The organism is Serratia sp. B501 (genome assembly GCF_051172315.1).
GTDB lineage: Bacteria > Pseudomonadota > Gammaproteobacteria > Enterobacterales > Enterobacteriaceae > Serratia > Serratia ureilytica.
On record NZ_JBPIZB010000005.1, the window covers coordinates 23539 to 44639 of the forward strand.

Below are 21101 nucleotides of genomic sequence, written 5' to 3' on the forward strand. Positions count from 1 at the left end.
GCGAAAATCGGGTACGGTTCCTCTTTCTGTTGTCGAGGAACTCGCATAATTTATGAAGCCGATTTTTAGCAGGGGGCCTTCCCTGCAACTGCGACTTTTTTTGGCGGTGATCGCGGCCATTGGCCTGATCGTTGCCGACAGCCGGCTCGGCACGTTCGTGAAGATACGTAACTACATGGACACCGCGGTCAGCCCTTTCTATTTTCTGGCCAACGGGCCGCGTAAAGTTTTGGACAGCGTGTCGGAAACGCTGGCCACCCGCCAACAGCTGGAGCTGGAAAACCGAGCTCTGCGGCAGGAACTGCTGCTGAAAAACAGCGATATTCTTCTTCTTGGCCAATTCAAGCAGGAAAACGCCCGCTTGCGCGAGCTGCTGGGTTCCCCGCTGCGCCAGGACGAACACAAGATGGTCACCCAGGTGATCTCCACCGGTTCCGATCCGTACAGCGACCAGGTCGTTATCGACAAAGGGTCGGACAACGGCGTCTATGAAGGCCAGCCGGTGATCAGCGACAAGGGCGTGGTTGGCCAGGTCGTGGCGGTGGCGAAGGTGACCAGCCGCGTGCTGCTGATCTGCGATGCCTCGCACGCGTTGCCGATTCAGGTGCTGCGCAACGATATTCGGGTGATCGCCGCAGGCAGCGGCTGCGCCGACGATCTGCAGCTGGAACACCTGCCGAACAATACCGATATCCGCGTTGGCGACGTGCTGGTGACCTCCGGCCTCGGCGGCCGTTTCCCGGAAGGTTATCCGGTGGCGGTAGTCTCTTCGGTCAAGGTCGACAATCAACGCGCTTACACCGTCATTCAGGCGCGGCCGACCGCCGGTCTGCAGCGCTTGCGCTACCTGCTGCTGCTGTGGGGCGCCGATCGCAACGGCGACATGCCGTTGCCGCCGGACGAAGTTCACCGCGTGGCCAATGAGCGCCTGATGCAGATGATGCCGCAGGTGCTGCCGCCTGCCGGTTCGGTCGGGCCGCAGCTGCCGGCGCCGGCCACCGGCGTGGCGCCGCAAACCGTCGCTCCGGCGTCTGCCCAGCCTCCAGCCCAGCCTGCCGCGGCGGGAGTGGTGCAATGAACAGTTACCGCAGCCACGGGCGCTGGATCATCTGGCTGTCGTTCCTGGTGGCGTTGGTGCTGCAAATCATGCCGTGGCCGGAACAGATCTACATGTTCCGGCCTTCGTGGCTGGTGCTGATCCTCATCTACTGGGTGATGGCCTTGCCGCACCGCGTCAACGTCGGCACCGGTTTCGTGCTGGGGTTGATCATGGATCTGATCCTCGGTTCCACGCTGGGCGTGCGCGCGCTGGCGCTGGGCATCATCGCCTACCTGGTGGCGTTCAAATTCCAACTGTTCCGCAATATGGCGCTGTGGCAACAGGCGCTGATCGTCGTGCTGCTGTCGCTGTCGATGGACGTGGTGGTGTTCTGGGCTGAGTTTTTAGTGATCAACGTCTCTTTCCGCCCAGAGGTGTTCTGGAGTAGTGTGGTAAACGGCATTTTGTGGCCGTGGTTATTCCTGTTGATGCGCAAAATCCGCCGTCAGTTCGCCGTACAGTAAGGGTATCTCAATGACTTCGCTTTATCTGGCCTCCGGCTCCCCACGTCGACGTGAACTGCTGACCCTGCTGGGCGTATCGTTCGACATCCTGTTGACGCATACCGAAGAGCAGCGCCGGGAAGGCGAAGCCGCAGAAGCCTATGTGCGCCGCCTGGCGCAGGACAAGGCCAAAGCGGGCGTGGCGCTGGCGCAGGAAGATCGGCCGGTGCTGGGCGCCGACACCATCGTGGTGCTCAACGGCCGGGTGCTGGAGAAGCCGCGCGACGAAGCCCATGCGGCACAGATGCTGGCGGCCCTGTCGGGCAAACAGCATCAGGTGATGACGGCGGTGGCGATCGCCGATCGCCAAGACGTGCGTTGCCAGCTGGTGGTGACCGACGTGACGTTCCGCAGCCTGTCGCAACAGGATATCCGCGACTATATTGCTACGGGCGAACCGATGGATAAAGCGGGCGCCTACGGCATTCAAGGAAAGGGTGGTTGTTTCGTCAGAACGATAACCGGGAGTTATCACGCGGTGGTCGGTCTGCCACTGGTCGAAACACATGAGCTGCTCAGTAATTTTGTCGCATTACGTGATGTAAGAACCGGTTGATGGGCGCTGCCATTATCGACCGGCTCTGAGGAGAAGGCATGACAGCTGAGCTACTGGTTAATATCACACCGTCTGAAACGCGGGTCGCCTATATCGATGGCGGCATTCTGCAAGAGATTCATATCGAACGCGAATCCAAACGCGGCATCGTCGGCAATATCTATAAAGGGCGCGTCAGCCGCGTCCTGCCGGGGATGCAGGCGGCGTTCGTCGACATCGGCCTGGACAAGGCCGCCTTCCTGCACGCCTCCGACATCATGCCGCATACCGAATGCGTCGCCGGCGACGAGCGGAAAAACTTCCACGTGCGCGACATCGCCGAGCTGGTGCGCCAGGGGCAAGACCTGATGGTGCAGGTGGTGAAAGATCCGCTCGGCACCAAGGGCGCGCGTCTGACTACCGACATTACGCTGCCTTCGCGCTATCTGGTCTTCATGCCGGGCGCGGCGCACGTCGGCGTGTCGCAGCGCATTGAAAGCGAAGCCGAGCGCGAACGCCTGAAGTCCATCGTTGCGCCGCACTGCGACGAGCTGGGCGGTTTTATCATCCGCACCGCGGCGGAGGGCATCGGCGAGGAGGAGCTGGCGCAGGACGCGGCGTTCCTCAAACGCCTGTGGACCAAGGTGATGGAGCGCAAGAAGCGCAACCAGACCAAATACAAGCTGTACGGCGAGCTGGCGCTGGCGCAGCGCATCCTGCGCGACTTCGCCGGCGCGGCGCTGGATCGCATTCGCGTCGATTCGCGGTTGACGCACGATCTGCTGGTGGAGTTTACCGGCGAGTATATCCCGGACATCACCCGCAAGCTGGAGCTGTACACCGGCAGCCAACCGATTTTCGATCTGTACGATGTGGAAAACGAGATCCAGCGCGCGCTGGAGCGCAAGGTAGAGCTGAAGTCCGGCGGCTATCTGATCATCGATCAGACCGAGGCGATGACCACCGTCGACATCAACACCGGCGCCTTCGTCGGCCACCGCAACCTCGATGAAACCATCTTCAATACCAACATCGAGGCGACGCAGGCCATTGCCCGCCAGCTGCGGCTGCGCAACCTGGGCGGCATCATCATTATCGACTTCATCGATATGAACAACGAAGAGCATCGCCGCCGGGTGCTGCACTCGCTGGAGCAGGCGTTGAGTAAAGATCGGGTAAAAACCACGATCAACGGCTTCTCTCAGCTAGGCTTAGTTGAAATGACGCGTAAACGAACGCGTGAAAGCATTGAACATGTGCTCTGTCACGATTGTCCTACTTGCAATGGGCGCGGCACCGTGAAAACGGTGGAAACCGTGTGCTACGAGATCCTGCGCGAAATTGTGCGCGTGCATCACGCCTACGATTCCGATCGCTTCCTGGTGTACGCCTCCGCGGCGGTCGGCGAAGCGCTGAAGAGCGAAGAGTCGCACGCGCTGGCCGAAGTGGAGATCTTCGTCGGCAAACAGGTGAAGGTGCAGATCGAACCGTTGTACAGCCAGGAGCAGTTCGACGTCGTCATGATGTAGCCCGCCCGACATCGGTAGGGGCCCGGTACGCCGGGCCCGTCAGTGCATAGATATTCCCGTTGCCAGGCAGCGGAGCAAGGAGAACTGCGTGAGGCGACTGCCTGGGATTCTGTTAGCAACAGGCGCCACCCTAATTGTGATTGTGGCGCTGCTGATCAGCGGGCTGCGCCTGATGCTGCCGAAGCTGAACGACTACCGCCCCCAACTGCTGGCACAGGTGGAGAAGCTGTCCGGCGTGCCCGTGCGGATGGATTTCGTGCAGGGCAGCTGGGAAACGTTCGGCCCGCAGCTTGAAATGCGCAACCTGAGCGCTACGCTGCCCAAAAGCGATGTGCATATCGAGCGCGTGACGCTGGCGTTGGACGTGTGGCAGTCGCTGCTGCACTGGCGCTGGCAGTTCCGCGATCTGACCTTCTACCAATTCCGCCTCGATTTGAACGCCACGCTGGGCGGCGACCAGCAGGGCGAAGGCCTTGAGCCGGGCAAGATCAGCGATCTGATGCTGCGCCAGCTCGATCACTTCGATTTGCGCGACAGCCGTATCTCGTTCCTGACGCCCGCCGGCGCGCGCGCCGAATTTGACATTCCCCAACTGACCTGGCTCAACGGCCGCGATCGTCACCGCGCCGAGGGGCAGATCAGCCTGTCGACGCTGAACGGCCAACACGGCGTGGTGCAGCTGCGCATGGACCTGCGCGATAATCAGGGCCTGCTGGATACCGGCACGGTCTACCTGCAGGCCGATAACATCGATATGAAACCCTGGTTTACCCGCTGGCTGCGCGCCAACACCGGGCTGGAAAGCGCAGACTTCAGCCTGGCGGCTTGGCTGCAGGTGCAGAACGGCCAGATCGCCGGCGGCAATGCGTTGCTCAAGCAGGGGGCGGCCAACTGGGACACCGGCGCCGCGCAGCACCGGCTGGACGTGGATAATCTGGCGCTGTCGCTGCGCCGCCAGGGCACCGGTTGGCAGCTCGACGTGCCGCAACTGCGGTTGAGCACCGACGGCCAGGCCTGGCCGCAGGGCGGGCTTTCCGCGCTGTGGCTGCCGGAAAACACCGAATTCATGGGGCCGGCGCAGAATGAAGAACTGCGTGTGCGCGCGACTGATATTCAGCTGGAGCGTCTGTCGGCGCTGTTGCCGACCTTCTCGTTCCTCAGCCCGGACGTGCTCGACCGCTGGAACGATCTGCAGCCGCAGGGGCAATTGGAAGCGCTGGCGCTGGACATTCCGCTCAAGCAGCCGGAAAAGAGCCGTTTCCAGGCGCTGTGGCGCGATGTCAGCTGGCAGCGTTGGGAACTGTTGCCGGGCGTTAACCACTTCTCCGGGGCGTTGAGCGGCGGGGTGGAGAACGGCCGCCTGACGCTGGGGCTCACCGACAGCACTCTGCCTTACGGCGACATGTTCCGCGCGCCGCTTGAAATCAGCCGCGCGCGTGGCGCGCTGACCTGGCGTTACAACGATCAGGGCTGGGAACTGGCGAGCCAGGGGCTGGACGTCAAGGCGAAGTCGCTGTGGGCCAACGGCGATTTCCGTTATCAGCAGCCGGCCAAGGGCGATCCGTGGCTGAACATCCTGGCGGGCATCCGCCTGTATGACGGCGCCGACGCCTGGCGCTATTTCCCGGAACCGTTGATGGGCAAGCATCTGGTGGACTATCTGAGCGGCGCCATTCAGGGCGGCCAGGTGGATAACGCCACGCTGATTTATTCCGGCGATCCGCAGCACTTCCCGTATCGCAAAAACGAAGGACAGTTCGAAGTCTTCGTACCGCTGCGCCATGCCACCTTCCAGTTCCAACCGGGCTGGCCGGCGCTGACCGATTTGGCGATCGATCTCGATTTCGCCAACGAGGGGCTGTGGATGCATGCGCCGCAAACCCGGTTGGGCAAGGTGGCGGGTAAAAATATCAGTGCGGTGATCCCGGATTACCTGAAAGAGCGGCTGCTGATTGACGCCGACGTGGCCGGCGCGGGCAGCGATGTGCATGACTACTTTATGCAGACGCCGTTGCACGATTCGCTGGGGGCGGCGCTGGAGCAGCTGCAGATCGGCGGCGATGTCAGTGGGCGCTTACATCTGGATATCCCGCTGGACGGCGAGCAGGTCAAAGCCACTGGTGAAGTGGCGCTGAACAATAATTCGTTGCTGATAAAACCGCTGGAAAGCGAGCTGCAGAAGCTCAGCGGCAAATTCCGTTTCAACAACGGCAATCTGGAGAGCGACACCCTGTCGGCCAACTGGTTCGGGCAACCGGTGGCGGTCAACTTCACTACGCAGGAAGGCGAGCGTGACTACAAAGTCAACGTTGGTCTGAAAGGAGACTGGCAGCCGGGCAAGTTCCCCGGCCTGCCGAAAGAGGCCGCCGATGCGCTCAGCGGCAGCGCGCCCTGGCAGAGCCAGGTGGCCATCACGCTGCCGCACCAAGGTTCGGCCAGCTACGATATCGGTCTCGACGCGGATTTGAAGAAAGTGAGCAGTCACTTACCTTCGCCGCTGGACAAGGCGCCGGGAGAGGCGCTGCCGGTGAACGTCAAGGTCAAAGGTGGTCTGAACGGCTTCATGTTGACCGGCAGCGCGGGCAAACAGAACCGTTTCAACAGTGAATGGAACTTCGATAAAAAACAGGTGAATCTGGCGCGCGCCGCCTGGCAAACCAACGGGGGCGGTACGCCGCCGCTGCCGGCCGGCAAGTCGATGACGCTGAATCTGCCGGCGTTGGACGGTGAGCAGTGGCTGGCGCTGCTCGCGCCGGCGCTGAAACAGGGCGGCGGCATTCAGGGCGGCCAGGTGGGCGGTTTCAGCTTCCCCACCACCGTGGCGCTGACCACGCCGCAGCTGCTGTTGGGCGGCCAGGCCTGGCATAAGCTGACGCTGTCGGCCGAGAAACAGCTTGGCGCTACCCTCGTGAGCGCCAAGAGCGACGAAGTGGACGGCAGCCTGCGGGTGGCCGATCGCGGGCCGTGGCGCGCCGATATCAATTATCTGTATTACAACCCGCAGTTCGCAGAGACGAAAAACACGGCGGGCACGCCGCCGTCGACCGAAAAAGTTTCCTTCCGCGACTGGCCTTCGTTGATGTTGCGCTGCAAGTCGTGCTGGGTACTGGGGCAGAACCTCGGCAAGGTCGAGGCGGATCTGACTAATCGGGGCGATACTCTGACGCTGGATCACGGCCTGGTCGATACCGGCCAAGGGCGCATGACCGCCACCGGCCTGTGGAAACAAAACGCGCAGGAAGAGCGCAGCTCGCTGAAAGGCAAGCTGCTCGGCGGCAAGATTGATGAAACCGCCGCCTTCTTTGGCATCACCATTCCGCTCAAGGGAGCGCCTTACGACGTGGATTTCGATCTGTACTGGCATGGCACGCCGTGGCAGCCGCGGGTCGATACGCTGAGCGGCGCGTTGCAGGTCAAAATGGGCAAGGGCGAGATCGACAGCATGGGCGGCGGCCGCGCCGGTCAGCTGCTGCGGCTGGTCAGCTTCGACGCCTTGCTGCGCAAGCTGCAGTTCGACTTCAGCGATACCTTCGGTAAAGGCTTCTACTTTGATTCCATCCGCAGTACCGCCTGGCTGAAAGATGGCATAATGCATACTGATAATCTATTAATCGACGGCTTGGCGGCGGATATTGCTATGAGCGGCCAGATCGATTTGGCGCGCCGCCGCATCGATATGGAAGCGGTGGTGGCGCCGGCGATTTCAGCGACCGTCGGCGTGGCCACGGCGTTTGTCGTTAACCCGATCGTCGGCGCGGCGGTGTTCGCCGCCTCGCAGGTGCTGGGGCCGCTGTGGAGCAAGATTTCGCTGATTCGCTACCATATCGGCGGCGATCTCGACCAGCCGAAGATCAATGAGGTACAGCGTAAGTCAAAGGAGGATAAGGCGTCATGAGGAATGCTAACGTTGCGTTGTTGCAGTTGTGCAGTGGCGATCAGGTGCGCGATAACCTGGCCCAGATTGAACAGCAGATTAAGCAGCTCAATGCCGGGGTAAAACTGGTCATGACGCCGGAGAACGCGCTGCTGTTCGCCAACTCCGCAGCCTACCGCCAACAGGCGGAAAAACAGGGCGATGGCCCGCTGCAGAATGCGGTGCGCGAACTGGCGCGCCGCTATGGCGTGTGGTTGCTGGTGGGCTCGATGCCGCTCGTCAGCCGTGAGAACCCGGAGCTTATCACCACCAGCAGCCTGTTGTTCGACGAGCAGGGCGAGATCCGCGCCCGTTACGACAAGCTGCACATGTTCGATGTGGACATCAACGACGCGCACGGCCATTACCGCGAGTCGGATACCTACCAGCATGGGCAGCACCTGACGGTGGTGGATACGCCGGTCGGGCGTTTGGGCATGACCATATGCTACGATCTGCGCTTCCCCGCGCTGTTCCAGGCGCTGCGGGCGCAGGGCGCCGAACTGATTTCGGTGCCGGCGGCCTTTACGCGGGTAACCGGCGAGGCGCATTGGGAAATCCTGCTGCGCGCCCGAGCGATCGAGAACCAGTGCATGATCCTGGCGCCGGCGCAGGTCGGGCGCCACGGGCCGACCCGTCGCACCTGGGGCCACACGCTGGCCGTCGACGGCTGGGGCAAGGTACTGGCCGAGAACCCGGACGCCGTGGCGGCACTGAAGGTGCGCGTGGACGCCGCAAGCCTGAAAAATATTCGTGCGCAGATGCCGGTGCTGCAGCACAACCGATTCCAGACGTCGCTGACGGCGCCGTCTGACAAGTTATCCTCCAATCAAGAGTGAAACCATTATGAGTCTGACGTTTGTCAGTGAGCAGTTACTCGCTACCAACAAGCTGAGTCATCAAGACCTGTACTCGGTACTGGGTCAACTGGCAGAACGCCGTATCGACTACGCCGATCTCTATTTTCAGTCCAGCTATCACGAAGCCTGGGTGATCGAGGACGGTATCATCAAGGATGGCTCTTACAATATCGATCAGGGCGTCGGCGTGCGCGCCGTCAGCGGTGAGAAGACCGGGTTCGCCTATGCCGATCAGATCACTCTGAATGCGCTGCAGCAGAGCGCCCAGGCGGCGCGCAGCATCGTGCGCGAGCAGGGCGACGGGCGGGCGCATACCCTGGGCGAAATCGGTTATCGAGCGCTGTACCCGCTGCTCGATCCGCTGCAAAGCCTGCCGCGCGAAGAGAAAATCGCCCTGTTGCACCGCGTCGACAAGGTGGCGCGCGCCGCCGATGCGCGGGTGCAGGAAGTGAACGCCAGCATCACCGGCGTTTACGAGCAGGTGTTGGTGGCCGCCACCGACGGCACGCTGGCGGCGGACGTTCGCCCGCTGGTGCGCCTTTCCGTCAGCGTGCTGGTGGAGCAGGACGGCAAGCGTGAGCGCGGCTCCAGCGGCGGCGGCGGCCGTTTCGGCTATGACTACTTCCTGGAAACCGTCGACGGCGACGTGCGCGCCGACGCTTACGCTAAAGAAGCGGTGCGCATGGCGCTGGTCAACCTCGGCGCGGTAGCGGCGCCGGCCGGCAATATGCCGGTGGTGTTGGGTGCCGGCTGGCCGGGCGTGCTGCTGCACGAAGCGGTGGGCCATGGCCTGGAAGGCGACTTCAACCGGCGCGGCACCTCGGTGTTCAGCGGCCATATGGGCGAGCGGGTGGCGTCTGAGCTGTGTACCGTGGTGGACGACGGCACCCTGCAAGGGCGCCGCGGTTCGCTGGCGATCGACGACGAAGGCGTGCCGGGCCAATACAACGTGCTGATCGAAAACGGCGTGCTGAAAGGCTACATGCAGGACAAGCTCAACGCGCGCCTGATGGGCGTCGCGCCGACCGGCAACGGCCGCCGCGAGTCCTACGCGCATCTGCCGATGCCGCGCATGACCAATACCTACATGCTGGCGGGTAAATCGACGCCGGAAGAGATCATCGCCAGCGTTGAGTACGGCCTGTACGCGCCGAACTTTGGCGGCGGCCAGGTGGATATCACCTCCGGCAAGTTCGTGTTCTCCACCACCGAAGCCTATCTGATCGAGAAGGGCCGCATCACTAAACCGGTGAAGGGGGCGACGCTGATCGGCTCCGGCATCGAGGCTATGCAGCAGATCTCGATGGTCGGCAACGATCTGGCGCTCGATAAAGGCGTGGGCGTGTGCGGCAAAGAAGGCCAGAGCGTGCCGGTGGGCGTCGGCCAACCGACGCTGAAACTGGACACGCTCACCGTCGGCGGCACGGCGTAATTTTTCCTCCAGGGGCCACGCGTTGGCCCCTCAATCATGCTCCATTTTGCGGCCTTTCTCGCATTCGTAACGCTAAGCGCGGCAGGACGCCGTAGCCTGCACGATATAATGGAATAAAATTGACGTGGCGAAAAAACAGAGCAATACGATGATGACGCGTCTGGCTATACCCGCCCGGCGTTGGCTGCTGGCGCTGGGCGTCCTGTCCCTGACGGGCTGCGCCCGCTCCGATGCGCTGTGGGGCGTGGTCGAGAAGCTTTGCATGGCCAATTATCAGCAAAAGCGCGATCCGGCGCCCTGTGAGCAGATTTATATGCCGCAGGGGAAGGCCCAGGGCTTCAGCGTGCTGCAAAACCCGCGTTACCCCTATCATTTTATTCTGGTTCCGACGGCGCCGCTCTCCGGCATTGAAAGCCCGCAGCTGCTGGCCGGGGAACGGACGGACTATTTTGGCTATGCCTGGCTGATGCGTTATCGGCTGGCCGCCGAATATGGCGGGCCGGTGCCGGATGATATGTTGGGCATGGCGATCAACTCCGCTTATGGCCGTAGCCAAAACCAATTGCATATTCACCTGACCTGTCTGCGTGAGGACGTGCGGCGTCAATTGCAGGCGGAACGTCCCTACATACAGGAACAATGGCGGCCCTTGCCGGATAAGCTGTTGCGCCACACCTACTACGCGCGCCGCGTGATGCAGCCAACCGCGATGGGCGTTTACCCGATTAAGGATCTGGCGGATTATTTCCATCTATCGCCGCCGCAGATGGCGGAATATGGCGTGGCGTTAGTGCCCACTACGTTTGGCGGCCAACAGGGGTTTATTTTGCTGGCCTCGAAGCGCGGCTGGGACGTCGGCAACCGCGCTTCGGTAGAATCGCTGCTGGATAAAGAGTGCGCGATTTTGCCGCGTTAATTTTGCGACATAAAATGACGCAGGTGAGAGGGGCGAGGCATCGCTCTCACCTCGTTGTCCCTACCTGAACCGCGCATCCCGCGCAAACAGAAAAGCGGCTTCCCGCTGGCGAGCATCGGCTTGTGCCTGCTCCCCCTGATAGCGCAAGATCATGATCAGCGTGGCGTAGACGTTGGCGTCGATGCGGCGCTGCAGATAGGCATTGGCCCACTGCCGATAGCCGGTCAACAGGGCATCATCGCGCGTTTGGTTATAGACCAGCAGCGCGTGAGATTGCTCGTCGAAGGTTTTGCGCTCCCGGTAGATCCAGGCGGCCGGCGGCGGCATCTGCTCGATGCTGTCGATGTTGGCCAGCATAGTGCGCTCCGACTGAGTGAGCGCCATGCGCCCTTGCCAGGCGAAGGCCGCCATCACCAGCACGCCGAGCGCCGCCATCGCCACCGGCAGGCTCAGGGCTTTGGCGACCGGCAGCGGGCGGGGCTCGCCGGTTTGGCCGTCCAGCAGCGCCAGCAGCAGCAGAAACGCCAGCCAGTGCGGCGCAGACAGATAGAAAGGGTATTCCAGCTGAGTGTGTATCAGCATCGGCAGCAGCACCAGGAACAGGCCGACGCGCGCACCGTTCGGCTGTTCTCGATCCCGTTGCCAGGCGCTTTTCAGCAGCCGTACGCCGGCGGCAAGGACGATAGCGATACCCGCCAGCGCCGTCAGGCCGCCCTCGACCCACCACAGCAGGATTTCATTGTGCGGATGCCCGGCGACTTCCAGCACTTCGCGCCAGGGCATTGTCTGCAGGCGGAAGTGCGCGAAGCTGTATTCAAAGCCGCCGTAGCCCCAGCCCAGCAGCGGCTTGGCCAGGATCATGGCGCCGACGTCGTGCAGCATGGTCAGGCGCGCGCTGTTGGAAAGCTCCCGTCCGAGCAGGCCAGCGCGGCCATCCAGACCAAAACCGGTGAACAGCACCGTCAGACCGATCGCGGTGCCCAGCAGCAGCGCGCCGCCGGCCCAGCGGCTTGCGGCCGGGCGTTGGCGGGCAAAGCGCCACAGCAGCAGCGCCGCCGCCAATGCGGCCCCCAACCAGGCGGCGCGCGACTGGATCAGCACCAGCAGGGCGGAGAAAGCGGCCAGCAGCGCGAGCAGCGGGATTTGCCGCCGCCGCGTCGGCGCAGAGAAGGGAGCCAGCAGCAGCCAGAGCGCCAAAGCCAGCCCGGTGGCGATAAAGCTGCCCAGCACGTTCGGCTGCTGAAAGACGCCGTAGACCCGGCCGCCGTTAGGGGATACCCAGGCCAGCGCGGGGGCGAACAGCTGTAAAGCCGCCAACAACGCCTGAATGCCGACGGCAAACAACAGGCCGAACAGCAGCAGCTCGCGCTGCCGGGCGGTGACGCGCAGCTGCAGGCAGGCGACATAGAACAACCAACCGCCGAGCAAACCGGCGCAGCGCCACAGGGCGTCTTCGCGCCATTCGGGGCGGGTATACAGCAACGGCAGCGCCAGCACGGCGATGCCGAGCAGCAACAGGCGCGCGGTGGGCGTGAGCGAAAGGTGGATGCGACCCAGGCAAACGGTAAACGTCACGATCAGCGTAGTGAGCGCCATGACGCCCCAGGCCAGAATGTTTTGCGGCAGCGCCAGACCGTCGCCGCCCATGTTGGGGTAATAAATCGGCAGGACCGCCGCCATCCAGATCAGCAGCAGGGGCAGCACGGCGATGGTCGCTGCGTTAGCGGGAGATTTATCGGCCATGGTTAACCTGCCAAGGCCTGATAGCGTTTATTAAATGCATGTTTTGATTATTCCCTATCCTTTATCCTGGTGTTGAAATGCGTGTAATGTTGAAATCGAAAATGTCTCACGGGAAATTTAAACCGTCTTTATGGTAAAGCGATAAATAATGTTTGCCCTGAGAATGCGCGAGGCTGTTTGCCCAAAGAAAGGTTAAGCCGTATTTTTCACTCGCAAAAGGCATTTTTGTTGTTTGCAAAAACAGACGCGCTATTTTCTCAAATCTATTGTTATTCAGTCAATTTTTAATCTTAATATTATTTTTATTAATTAAAATCAATGTCTTGTCTGTGGTTCTCGCGTGTGTGGATATCGAGGGGTATCCCGGCAATGGTCTATATTGGCAGGCAGTGTGAAGAATAAAAGAGGTATCTGCTTGTTTAATTGATGCCGTCAGTGGCGGCGTGAGGGCGGAGATTTACTTCATCGTTTCCCATTGCTGGTTTTTAAATTCAATGTGATTTTCATGATTTTATTTTTATTAAGATTCTTCTTGTCATTATCTGTTTTTTTTTAATTTTTATGAAATGATTTATTATTAGGATTGTTCTGCTGCATTGGAAATAAAAGCGGTTATGACTTGAGCCTCCCCGTTGCTGCGGCAGAATAGAGACTAACGCGCCTGCCCAAGCGCGTTAATCTCGTCTCTTGTGCGCTTACTCCACGTCGCCGATCCGCTCCAGCGCATCCACCACCAGATCCCAGAATTTATCCTGATCCAGTTTGACCGCCACCTGGGTGTGGCAATCCGGCGGCGGCGGCGCGCGGAAGTCCGCGACCGTCATGCCTAAGGTGAGGGTGCCGGTCAGCTCGATATCCACCGGCACTTTGCGCACCGACATAACGCTCGGATCGATCACATAGGCCACTGCGCAAGGATCGTGCACCGGCGGGGCGCTGAAGCCCTGCGCCTGTTGGTACATACGGCCAAAGAATGCCAGCAGTTCGCCGACGAAGGTGGCCGGCCGGGTGCCGAGGGCGGCGATACGTTCGCAGACTGCCGGCGTGGCCAGCGCCTGGTGGGTGAGATCCAGCCCGACCATGGTCAGCGGCCATTTTTCATTGAACACGATGTGCGCCGCCTCGGGATCGATTTTGATATTGAACTCCGCCACCGCGCTCCAGTTGCCCACATGATAGCCGCCGCCCATCAGCACCACTTCCTTGACCCGCTCGGCAATGCGCGGCTCTTTACGCACTGCCATGGCGATATTGGTCAGGCCGCCGGTCGGCACCAGCGTCACGCTGCCGGGCGGGTGGGCCATCACGGTCTCAATGATCAGGTCAACCGCGTGGCGCGAGTCCAGCTGCAGGTGAGGTTCCGGCAGCACCGGGCCATCGAGGCCGGAGTCGCCGTGAATGTCGGGTGCCACTTCGATATCGCGCACCAGCGGGCGCGGGCAGCCGGCGGCGAAGGGCACGCCAGTGATGTTGGCGATGCGCGCCACCGCCAGGGCGTTGCGCGTCACTTTGTCCAGCGTCTGGTTACCCACCACGGTGGTGACCGCCAGCAGGTCGATCTGCGGATTGCCCCAGGCCAGCAGCAGGGCGATGGCGTCGTCATGCCCCGGGTCACAGTCCAGTATGATTTTTTTCATGGTTATTCCTGATGCAGGGAGAGGTGCCCGCAGCATAACGCAGCGCGGCGGCGTGGGATAATGCCGATGATGCTTTTGTTAACGGCATCAAAGCCTTGCCATTATTACGATGTAATGAAACGTAAATCCTCATCGCCGGGCTTTACCCTGGAGTTTACTCCAGGGTTTACAGTGAGCTTCAGCGTTAATGCACAGAGGAGAGGCGGGATGAGCTTACTGAAAAGGTTGTTGGGGCAAGGCGGTATTAACGGCGGTCATCGGCGCGCGGGCCACGGCGGTGGCCACCATGGCAACCGCTATAGCCAGCATGGCGAACAGGGGCCGCAGTGCCAGGAATGCCAGGCCGTGAATAAGCCGGGCGCGCGTTATTGTCACCGCTGCGGCCAGCCGTTTGCTGCGGTGAGCGCCACCTGCGGACAGTGCGCCGCGCCGCTGCCGCCGGGCAGCCGCTTTTGTCCGCAGTGCGGCGGCGGTGTGCCGTGAATCGGGGCGGCTGGACGGTCGCGCTGCTGCTCGGCGCCATGGCGCTGTGGACGTTGCTGGCCTGGGGCGTATCCGGCCTGCTGACCTGGCTGCCGGCGTTGGCGGAGGCGACCGGAAACGCAACGTTGCCGGTGAACGGTACGCTGAGCCTGGTGCCGCAGACGGTGTTGGACGCCTGGCTGCCGTGGCTGAAACAGCTGGGCAACGGGCTGGCGAGCTATTTTCCTCTGCTGCTGGCCTGGGCGGGCTACGCCGTCTGGCTGCTGTGGGGCATCGGCATGTTGGCGCTGATGCTGCTGGCCGCGCTGGCGCGCCGCTATTTAAGCGTTGCTCAGCGATAACCCTGATAGACCGCCGCTACGCGTTCGAAATAGTCGGTTAAATAGTTGATGCACACCTGTACCTTCAGCGGCAGTTTGTCCTTCTCGGTATAGAGCGCGTAGATCGGCCGCGGATCCGAATGGTAGCTTTTGAACAGGATCTCGATCTCGCCGCGTTTGATCTCTTCGATCACCCACATCAGCGGGGCGTAGGCGATGCCGGCGCCGTTTTTCAGCCAACGGATCATGGTGGAGGAGTCGTTGGTGACGAAGCGCCCCTGCGGGGAAATGCGCGTGGTGATGCCTTCCGGCGACATCAGTTCGAATTCGCTGTCGGGCCGCACGCTGTACTCCAGCCAGGAAAAGTTGACCATGTCGCTCGGCTTCTGCGGCGTGCCGTGCTGGCTCAGGTAGCTTTTGGCGGCGCACACCACCATCGGCATCTGCCCCAGGCGGCGCGAGAACAGACTCGAGTCTTGCAGCGCGCCGGTGCGGATCACCAGATCCAGCCCGTCGGTGATCAGATCCGGCGCCGGTATACCGGTCACCAGGTTGACCGTCAGACCCGGGTACTCTTTCATCATCTCGGCGGTCATGTTCGCCAGCACGTTTTGCGCCATGGTGGACGAGCTGCCGATGCGCAGCGTGCCGGCGGGCGTATTGTTAAACGCGTACAGCTGCTCATGCACTTCGCTGACTTCCTGCAGCATGCGTCGGCAGCCCTGATAGTAAATCTTGCCGGCCTCGGTCAGGCCGATGCTGCGCGTGCTGCGGTTCAACAGCTTGACCTGCAGCTCATTTTCCAGTTTCGAGACGGTTTGGCTGATCGATGAAACGCTCATGTCGAGTTGACGCGCGGCCGCGGTAAACGACCCGAACTCAACCACTTTGGCGAATACCGACATGCGTTTTAATCTTTCCATTATTCACTCTGGCTTAAAAGTGATTTAGATCACAGATTGTTGATGCCTTGATAGTAAGCAGGCTAATATAACGTGGTCGGGTGAATAGACCTCACCAACGTGCGAGAGCGAGCGGCGACGTCATCCTGCCGCTCCTCCGGCACCCTCGCAATCCCTGTCGTGGATGTCTGCCCCAAAGTTTAACCTTTTTTCGGGTTCGTGACCTGGACAAGCTGCCTGGTCAAGATTTGTGGCGCGCGCACGCTAAAATGTAAAGAGAATGTGAATGGCGAGACCTGTCTTTCCCCGGCGCAGTGAACAATAAGGAAAAAGTGATGAGTTTGCTTCCGGTTATGGTCATCTTTGGACTGTCGTTTCCGCCGGTGTTTTTCGAGCTGCTGGTGTCGCTGGCGCTGTTTTTTCTCTTGCGCCGCCTGCTGCAGCCGACGGGGATTTACGATTTTGTCTGGCATCCGGCGCTGTTTAATACCGCGCTGTATTGCTGCTTGTTTTATCTGATTTCGTGTCTTTTTGTTTGAGGTCGCTGTGAAAAATTTTTCGATAAAAATAACCCGAATCGCGATCACTTTGATTCTTGTGCTGCTGGGCATTGCCGCGGTATTCAAGGCCTGGGTGTTCTACACCGAGTCGCCGTGGACGCGTGACGCCAAGTTCACCGCCGACGTGGTGGCGATCGCGCCGGACGTCAGCGGCCTGCTGACCGACGTGCCGGTGGTGGACAACCAACTGGTCAAGAAAGGCCAGGTGCTGTTCGTGGTCGATCGGCCGCGTTATGAGCAGGCCTTGGCGGAAGCCGGCGCCGACGTCGCCTACTATCAGACGCTGGCGGCGGAAAAACGGCGTGAGGCCGGCCGCCGCGTGAAGTTGGGCGTGCAGGCGATGTCGCAGGAAGAGATTGACCAGTCGAACAACTCGCTGCAGACCGTGCAGCACCAGCTGGCGAAGGCCATTGCGGCGCGCGAGCTGGCGCAGTTGGATCTGGAGCGCACCACGGTGCGCGCCCCGGCCGATGGCTGGATCACCAACCTCAACGTACACGCCGGTGAATACATCACCCGCGGGTCGGTCGCGGTGGCGCTGGTGAAGAAAGATTCCTTCTACATCCTGGCGTACCTGGAAGAGACCAAGCTGAACGGCCTGAATAAGGGCGATCGCGCAGAGATTACCCCGCTCGGCAGCAACCGCATCATGCATGGCACCGTCGACAGCGTGGCGGCGGCGGTGAACAACAGCAGCAGCACGGTGAACAACAAAGGGTTGGCCTCGATCGACAGCAACCTGGAGTGGGTGCGCCTGGCGCAGCGCGTGCCGGTGAAGATCCTGCTGGACGCCAAGGACCAACAGCATCCGTACCCGGCCGGCACCACCGCCACCGTGGTGATCGTCGGTAAGAACGATCGCAATGCCGACAGCGGCTCGCCTTTTGTGCGCCTGATGCACCGGCTGCGTGAGTTCGGCTAATGAGCAGCCCAACCTTTATCCGGCTGAGATTTGCCTTCAAACTCAGCTTCGCGATTGTGTTTGCGCTGTTCGTCGGCTTCCATCTCAATCTGGAAACCCCGCGCTGGTCGGCGATGACCGCCGCCATCGTCGCCGCCGGCCCGGCCTTTGCCGCCGGCGGTGAACCCTTCTCCGGCGCCATTCGCCATCGCGGCTGGCTGCGCATCATCGGCACCTTTATCGGCTGCTTCGTCGGCCTGCTCATCATCATCACCACCGCCCGCGCGCCGGTAGTGATGCTGATGCTGTGCTGCATGTGGGCCGGTTTCTGCACCTGGCTCTCTTCGCTTATCAAGGTGGAGAACTCCTACGCCTGGGGGCTGGCCGGCTATACCGCGCTGATCATCATCGTGACGGTCGCCACCAGCGAGGCCCACCTGCTGGAAGCGCCGCAGTTCGCCATCGAGCGTTGCAGCGAGATCGTGCTGGGGATCGTCAGCGCCGTGTTGGCCGATCTGCTGTTTTCGCCGCGTTCGATCAAGCAGGACATCGATCGGGCGGTGGATAAGCTGCTGGTGGATCAATACCGCCTGATGCAGATGTGCATCAGCCATGCCGATAAAGAGGACATCGACCGCGCCTGGAGCAATCTGGTGAAGAGCACCACGGCGCTGGACGGCATGCGCAACAACCTGATGATGGAATCCTCGCGCTGGCAGAAGGTCAACCGACGGGTGAAAGCGCTGCATACCCTGTCGCTGACGCTGATCACCCAGGCCTGTGAAACCTATCTGATCTTGTTGAATCACCCGGAGGCGCTGAAAGAAAGTTTGCGGGAACAGCTGATGGTTCCGGCGGAGACCCCGCAGGAGATCCACAAGCGCATGAAGCTGTTGCGTCAGGTGCTGACCACGCATCGCTCCGAGGAAACGCTGCCGACCATCACCGGCTGGGTCGGCGCGGCGACGCGCTACCTGCTGCTGTCGAAAGGCGTGCACACCAACTGCAGCATCAGCGCGGTGGAAGAGGGCGTCTTGAGCAACGAAACAGTGGTCAAGCCGACCTCGGCGGAAGGGCATCACGCGATGATCAACGGCCTGCGCACCTTTGTGGCGACGGCCTTCGGCTGCCTGCTGTGGCTGTGGACCGGCTGGACGTCCGGCAGCGGTTTTATGGTGATCATTGCGGTGATCACCTCGCTGGCGATGCGCACCCCGGCGCCGCGCATGGTGGCGATGGATTTCGTGCTGGGTATGCTGGCGGCAATCCCGGTCGGTTCTCTGTTCTTCATGGTGATCCTGCCGGCGACCCAGCAGAGCATTTTGCTGCTGTGTCTCAGCCTTGGCCTGCTGGCGTTTTTCATCGGCATCGAGGTGCAGAAGCGGCGGCTCGGTTCGCTGGGGCTGTTGGCGGGGACCATCAACATTCTGGTGCTGAGCAACCCGATGGAGTTCAACGTGACCCAGTTTCTTGACGGGGCGCTGGGCCAGTTCCTCGGCAGCTGCGTCGGGCTGATGGTGCTGCTGCTGATCCGCGATAATTCGCGCGAACGCACCGGCCGCACGTTGCTCAACCAGTTCGTCAGCAGCGCGGTGTCGGCGCTGACCACCAAGGCGGCGCGCCGTCGGCAAAACCACCTGCCTGCGCTGTATCAGCAGCTTAATCAGCTGCTGATGATGTTCCCGAACGACATCGCCAAGTATCGTCTGGCGCTGAACCTGATCATCGCCCACCAGCGCATGCAGCGAGCGGAAATTCCGGCCAGCGAAGAGCTGTCGGCCTTCCACCGCCAGATCCGCAGCACCGCCGATCGGGTGGTCTCCGCCAAGAACGACGTCAAGCGCGCCTATTACTACGATCGCTTGCTGGGCGAAATGAACGAGTACCAGCAGAAGCTGGTCGACAATCAGGCGCCGCTCAGCGTCACCGGGCCGGTGAAACGCCTGGCCGACATGCTGCACCGCTATCGCCACGCCTTGATCGATTGATGCGTTCCCTCCTGTTGCGCCGCGCTGTGCGGCGCCTTCCCTGACTATACTGTAAGCAGTCGTTGTTCGGCGGGCCGTCTCAGAGCAGGCGGCTCGTTTTCAGAGAGACTCCGAGTGCCAGAACGGCTGGAAAGTGGCATCATTGACATGAATGGATGAAACCCTCACCGCCGCGAAAACGCAACGTGTCGGTCATCTTAGTTTCATCCAGCTCGACTATATACCTAACTAGCCTGGGGGAGCTGCGGCGCCTCCGGCGGCATAATTTCAGGGAATGTCATGAACAAGCGGATTCTGTTGGCGATTGTCATCGCCGTGGTCATCGCCGTCTTCAGCGCGTTGCGCGGCAACGAGCACCGTGCGATTGGCGGCAATGCGGCGGTGGTGCAAGCGCCGGCGGGGCAGCAACAGAGCATCGATCGGCTCACGCAGCAGCAAACGGTGGTGAGTTACCTGCAGCAGCATCAGCGGCTGCCGGGTTATTACATCACCAAGAAGCAGGCGCGCGAGCAGGGCTGGGACCCGCGTTCAGGCAACCTCTGTTCGGTATTGCCGGGCAAGGCGATTGGCGGCGATCGATTTTCTAACCGTGAAGGGCAACTGCCGAGCGCCGGCGGCCGGGTCTGGCGTGAAGCGGACATCAATTACCAGTGTGGCCGGCGCGGCGCCGATCGCCTGCTGTATTCGAGCGACGGTCTGATCTTCGTCTCGCGTGACCATTACAAAAACTTCATTCGTGTGGAGTGAGTTTGATGGCAAAAGTAGAGTTTGATTTTGAGCAGATCCAGGATGTGCCGGCCTTCTACCGCGATTTCGCGCATAAGTTTGCGCTGGACGAGGGGTTTGGTGCCAACCTCGACGCGCTGTGGGACGTGGTGACCGGCGATATCGGTCTGCCGGTGGAAATCGAGTTCACCCACCTCAATGCCCGCAGCAAACGTCGTTTTGGCGCGATCATTCTGCTGTTTGAAGAAGCGGAAGAAGAGCTGGAAGGCAGCCTGCGTTTCAATATCCGCGAAAGCAGCGGCGAACCGGCGCATCACCGGGGATGAAACGGGTTCATCCCGGGATAGCGGCGGCGCTTAGTCAGCCGCTTCGGCCAGCTCGCGCAGGTATTGGAAGATCTGGCGGTAAGCCTTAGGCGGCTTGTTGGCGGCCTTCTCTTTCTGCGCATTGCGCACCAGTGAACGCAGCTGTTGACGATCGGCGGCCGGATACAGATCCAGGATCGACGGAATGACGTCATCGCCTTCTTCCACCAGGCGGTCGCGCAGCGCTTCCAGCTTATGGAACAGCGAAACCTGCTGGTTGTGGCGGTTTTTCAGCTTGTCGAGCGCGGTCTGGATCGGCTCGATATCGCGGGCGCGCAGCATCTTGCCGATCAGCTGCAGCTGACGGCGACGGCCTTCTTTCTTGATCTTCTGCGCCAGCTCGATGGCGGCGCGCAAATCTTCGTCCAACGGAATGCGATCCAGCGCGTTTTTGCCCAGATCGACCATTTCGGCCCCCAGGTCTTTCAGCGCTTCGGCATCACGTTTAATTTCACTTTTACTGACCCAGATAATCTCGTCATCGTCCTCGTTTTCATTCTCCGGGACATCGTCGAGCCAGTCTTCAGGCTGTTTGTTCATGGTAGGCTCCGTTAAAAAGAGGCTAATCCTAACAGGTTGCCGGCTTTATGCGAAATTCAACGCGGTTCCTGTTAGACTCAACGGCAGAGATCTCAGGATTTTTGCGCGCCGCCCCGCGTGCACAACTACGCCGCTCCGGCACTTTTCTC

General features: G+C 61.1%; 19 protein-coding genes. 15 read left to right on the plus strand and 4 right to left on the minus strand.

Annotated elements, in window-relative coordinates; translation table 11 throughout:
• Positions 1–52 precede the first annotated feature (52 nt).
• From mreC to ACSBQV_RS16340, 8 genes are all read left to right on the plus strand, one after another.
• Positions 53–1078, plus strand: a complete 1026-nt coding sequence (mreC, locus tag ACSBQV_RS16305; RefSeq protein WP_033644451.1) for a rod shape-determining protein MreC — start codon at positions 53–55, stop codon at positions 1076–1078.
• Positions 1075–1563, plus strand: a complete 489-nt coding sequence (gene mreD, locus ACSBQV_RS16310; RefSeq protein WP_004936918.1) for a rod shape-determining protein MreD — start codon at positions 1075–1077, stop codon at positions 1561–1563. The genes mreC and mreD overlap by 4 nt, the downstream gene beginning before the upstream one ends.
• A 10-nt stretch (positions 1564–1573) precedes the next feature.
• Positions 1574–2158: a Maf family protein gene (locus ACSBQV_RS16315; protein ID WP_033644452.1), complete on the plus strand. Its 585-nt coding sequence runs from the start codon at positions 1574–1576 to the stop codon at positions 2156–2158.
• Between the two features lie 38 nt (positions 2159–2196).
• Positions 2197–3666: a ribonuclease G gene (gene rng, locus ACSBQV_RS16320; RefSeq protein ID WP_019453170.1), complete on the plus strand. Its 1470-nt coding sequence runs from the start codon at positions 2197–2199 to the stop codon at positions 3664–3666.
• 88 nt (positions 3667–3754) lie between these two features.
• Positions 3755–7561, plus strand: coding sequence for an AsmA2 domain-containing protein YhdP (gene yhdP / locus ACSBQV_RS16325; protein WP_434991468.1), 3807 nt, complete (start codon positions 3755–3757; stop codon positions 7559–7561).
• The gene (gene nit1 / locus ACSBQV_RS16330) at positions 7558–8418 is read left to right on the plus strand and encodes a deaminated glutathione amidase (protein WP_033644455.1); all 861 of its coding nucleotides are present in this window, start codon (positions 7558–7560) and stop codon (positions 8416–8418) included. Before yhdP ends, nit1 begins: the two co-directional genes overlap by 4 nt.
• A 7-nt stretch (positions 8419–8425) precedes the next feature.
• A complete protein-coding gene (gene tldD, locus ACSBQV_RS16335; protein WP_033651236.1) occupies positions 8426–9871 on the plus strand; it encodes a metalloprotease TldD in 1446 nt (481 codons plus the stop codon).
• A 151-nt stretch (positions 9872–10022) separates the two neighbouring features.
• A complete protein-coding gene (locus ACSBQV_RS16340; RefSeq protein WP_099784429.1) occupies positions 10023–10787 on the plus strand; it encodes a CDP-diacylglycerol diphosphatase in 765 nt (254 codons plus the stop codon).
• A gap of 60 nt (positions 10788–10847) precedes the next feature.
• Here the strand turns inward: ACSBQV_RS16340 and ACSBQV_RS16345 are convergent, their stop codons facing one another.
• On the minus strand, positions 10848–12530 hold the full coding sequence (locus tag ACSBQV_RS16345; protein ID WP_099784378.1) for a PglL family O-oligosaccharyltransferase: 1683 nt from the start codon (positions 12528–12530) through the stop codon (positions 10848–10850).
• Between the two features lie 695 nt (positions 12531–13225).
• The gene (locus ACSBQV_RS16350) at positions 13226–14167 is read right to left on the minus strand and encodes a nucleoside hydrolase (protein ID WP_047026566.1); all 942 of its coding nucleotides are present in this window, start codon (positions 14165–14167) and stop codon (positions 13226–13228) included.
• Positions 14168–14374: 207 nt separating this feature from the next.
• On the opposite strand from ACSBQV_RS16350, the gene ACSBQV_RS16355 reads away from it, so the two are divergent.
• Both ACSBQV_RS16355 and ACSBQV_RS16360 read left to right on the plus strand, forming a co-directional pair.
• Positions 14375–14650 carry a zinc ribbon domain-containing protein gene (locus tag ACSBQV_RS16355; protein WP_042785447.1) on the plus strand — a complete coding sequence of 92 codons (276 nt, stop codon included), beginning with the start codon at positions 14375–14377 and terminating at the stop codon, positions 14648–14650.
• Positions 14647–14991, plus strand: a complete 345-nt coding sequence (locus ACSBQV_RS16360; protein ID WP_099817987.1) for a hypothetical protein — start codon at positions 14647–14649, stop codon at positions 14989–14991. The genes ACSBQV_RS16355 and ACSBQV_RS16360 overlap by 4 nt, the downstream gene beginning before the upstream one ends.
• Here the strand turns inward: ACSBQV_RS16360 and aaeR are convergent.
• Complete coding sequence (aaeR, locus tag ACSBQV_RS16365; protein ID WP_004936950.1) at positions 14982–15893, minus strand: HTH-type transcriptional activator AaeR; 912 nt, start codon at positions 15891–15893, stop codon at positions 14982–14984. The two genes, ACSBQV_RS16360 and aaeR, sit on opposite strands and share 10 nt — an antisense overlap.
• 314 nt (positions 15894–16207) lie before the next feature.
• On the opposite strand from aaeR, the gene aaeX reads away from it, so the two are divergent.
• The 5 genes from aaeX to ACSBQV_RS16390 all read left to right on the plus strand — a co-directional run bounded on the left by aaeX (position 16208) and on the right by ACSBQV_RS16390 (position 20373).
• The gene (aaeX, locus tag ACSBQV_RS16370; protein ID WP_004936952.1) at positions 16208–16411 is read left to right on the plus strand and encodes a p-hydroxybenzoic acid efflux pump operon protein AaeX; all 204 of its coding nucleotides are present in this window, start codon (positions 16208–16210) and stop codon (positions 16409–16411) included.
• 7 nt (positions 16412–16418) lie between these two features.
• Positions 16419–17354: a p-hydroxybenzoic acid efflux pump subunit AaeA gene (aaeA, locus tag ACSBQV_RS16375; RefSeq protein ID WP_033644462.1), complete on the plus strand. Its 936-nt coding sequence runs from the start codon at positions 16419–16421 to the stop codon at positions 17352–17354.
• Positions 17354–19321 carry a p-hydroxybenzoic acid efflux pump subunit AaeB gene (gene aaeB, locus ACSBQV_RS16380; RefSeq protein ID WP_099783905.1) on the plus strand — a complete coding sequence of 656 codons (1968 nt, stop codon included), beginning with the start codon at positions 17354–17356 and terminating at the stop codon, positions 19319–19321. Before aaeA ends, aaeB begins: the two co-directional genes overlap by 1 nt.
• A 279-nt stretch (positions 19322–19600) precedes the next feature.
• The gene (locus tag ACSBQV_RS16385) at positions 19601–20068 is read left to right on the plus strand and encodes a ribonuclease (protein ID WP_099783907.1); all 468 of its coding nucleotides are present in this window, start codon (positions 19601–19603) and stop codon (positions 20066–20068) included.
• Between the two features lie 5 nt (positions 20069–20073).
• The gene (locus ACSBQV_RS16390) at positions 20074–20373 is read left to right on the plus strand and encodes a barstar family protein (RefSeq protein WP_033644909.1); all 300 of its coding nucleotides are present in this window, start codon (positions 20074–20076) and stop codon (positions 20371–20373) included.
• A 30-nt stretch (positions 20374–20403) separates the two neighbouring features.
• On the opposite strand, the gene yjgA is transcribed toward ACSBQV_RS16390, so the two are convergent.
• Positions 20404–20952 (minus strand): ribosome biogenesis factor YjgA, encoded by a 549-nt coding sequence (gene yjgA, locus ACSBQV_RS16395; RefSeq protein ID WP_004936968.1) that lies wholly within the window; start codon positions 20950–20952, stop codon positions 20404–20406.
• Positions 20953–21101 lie beyond the last annotated feature (149 nt).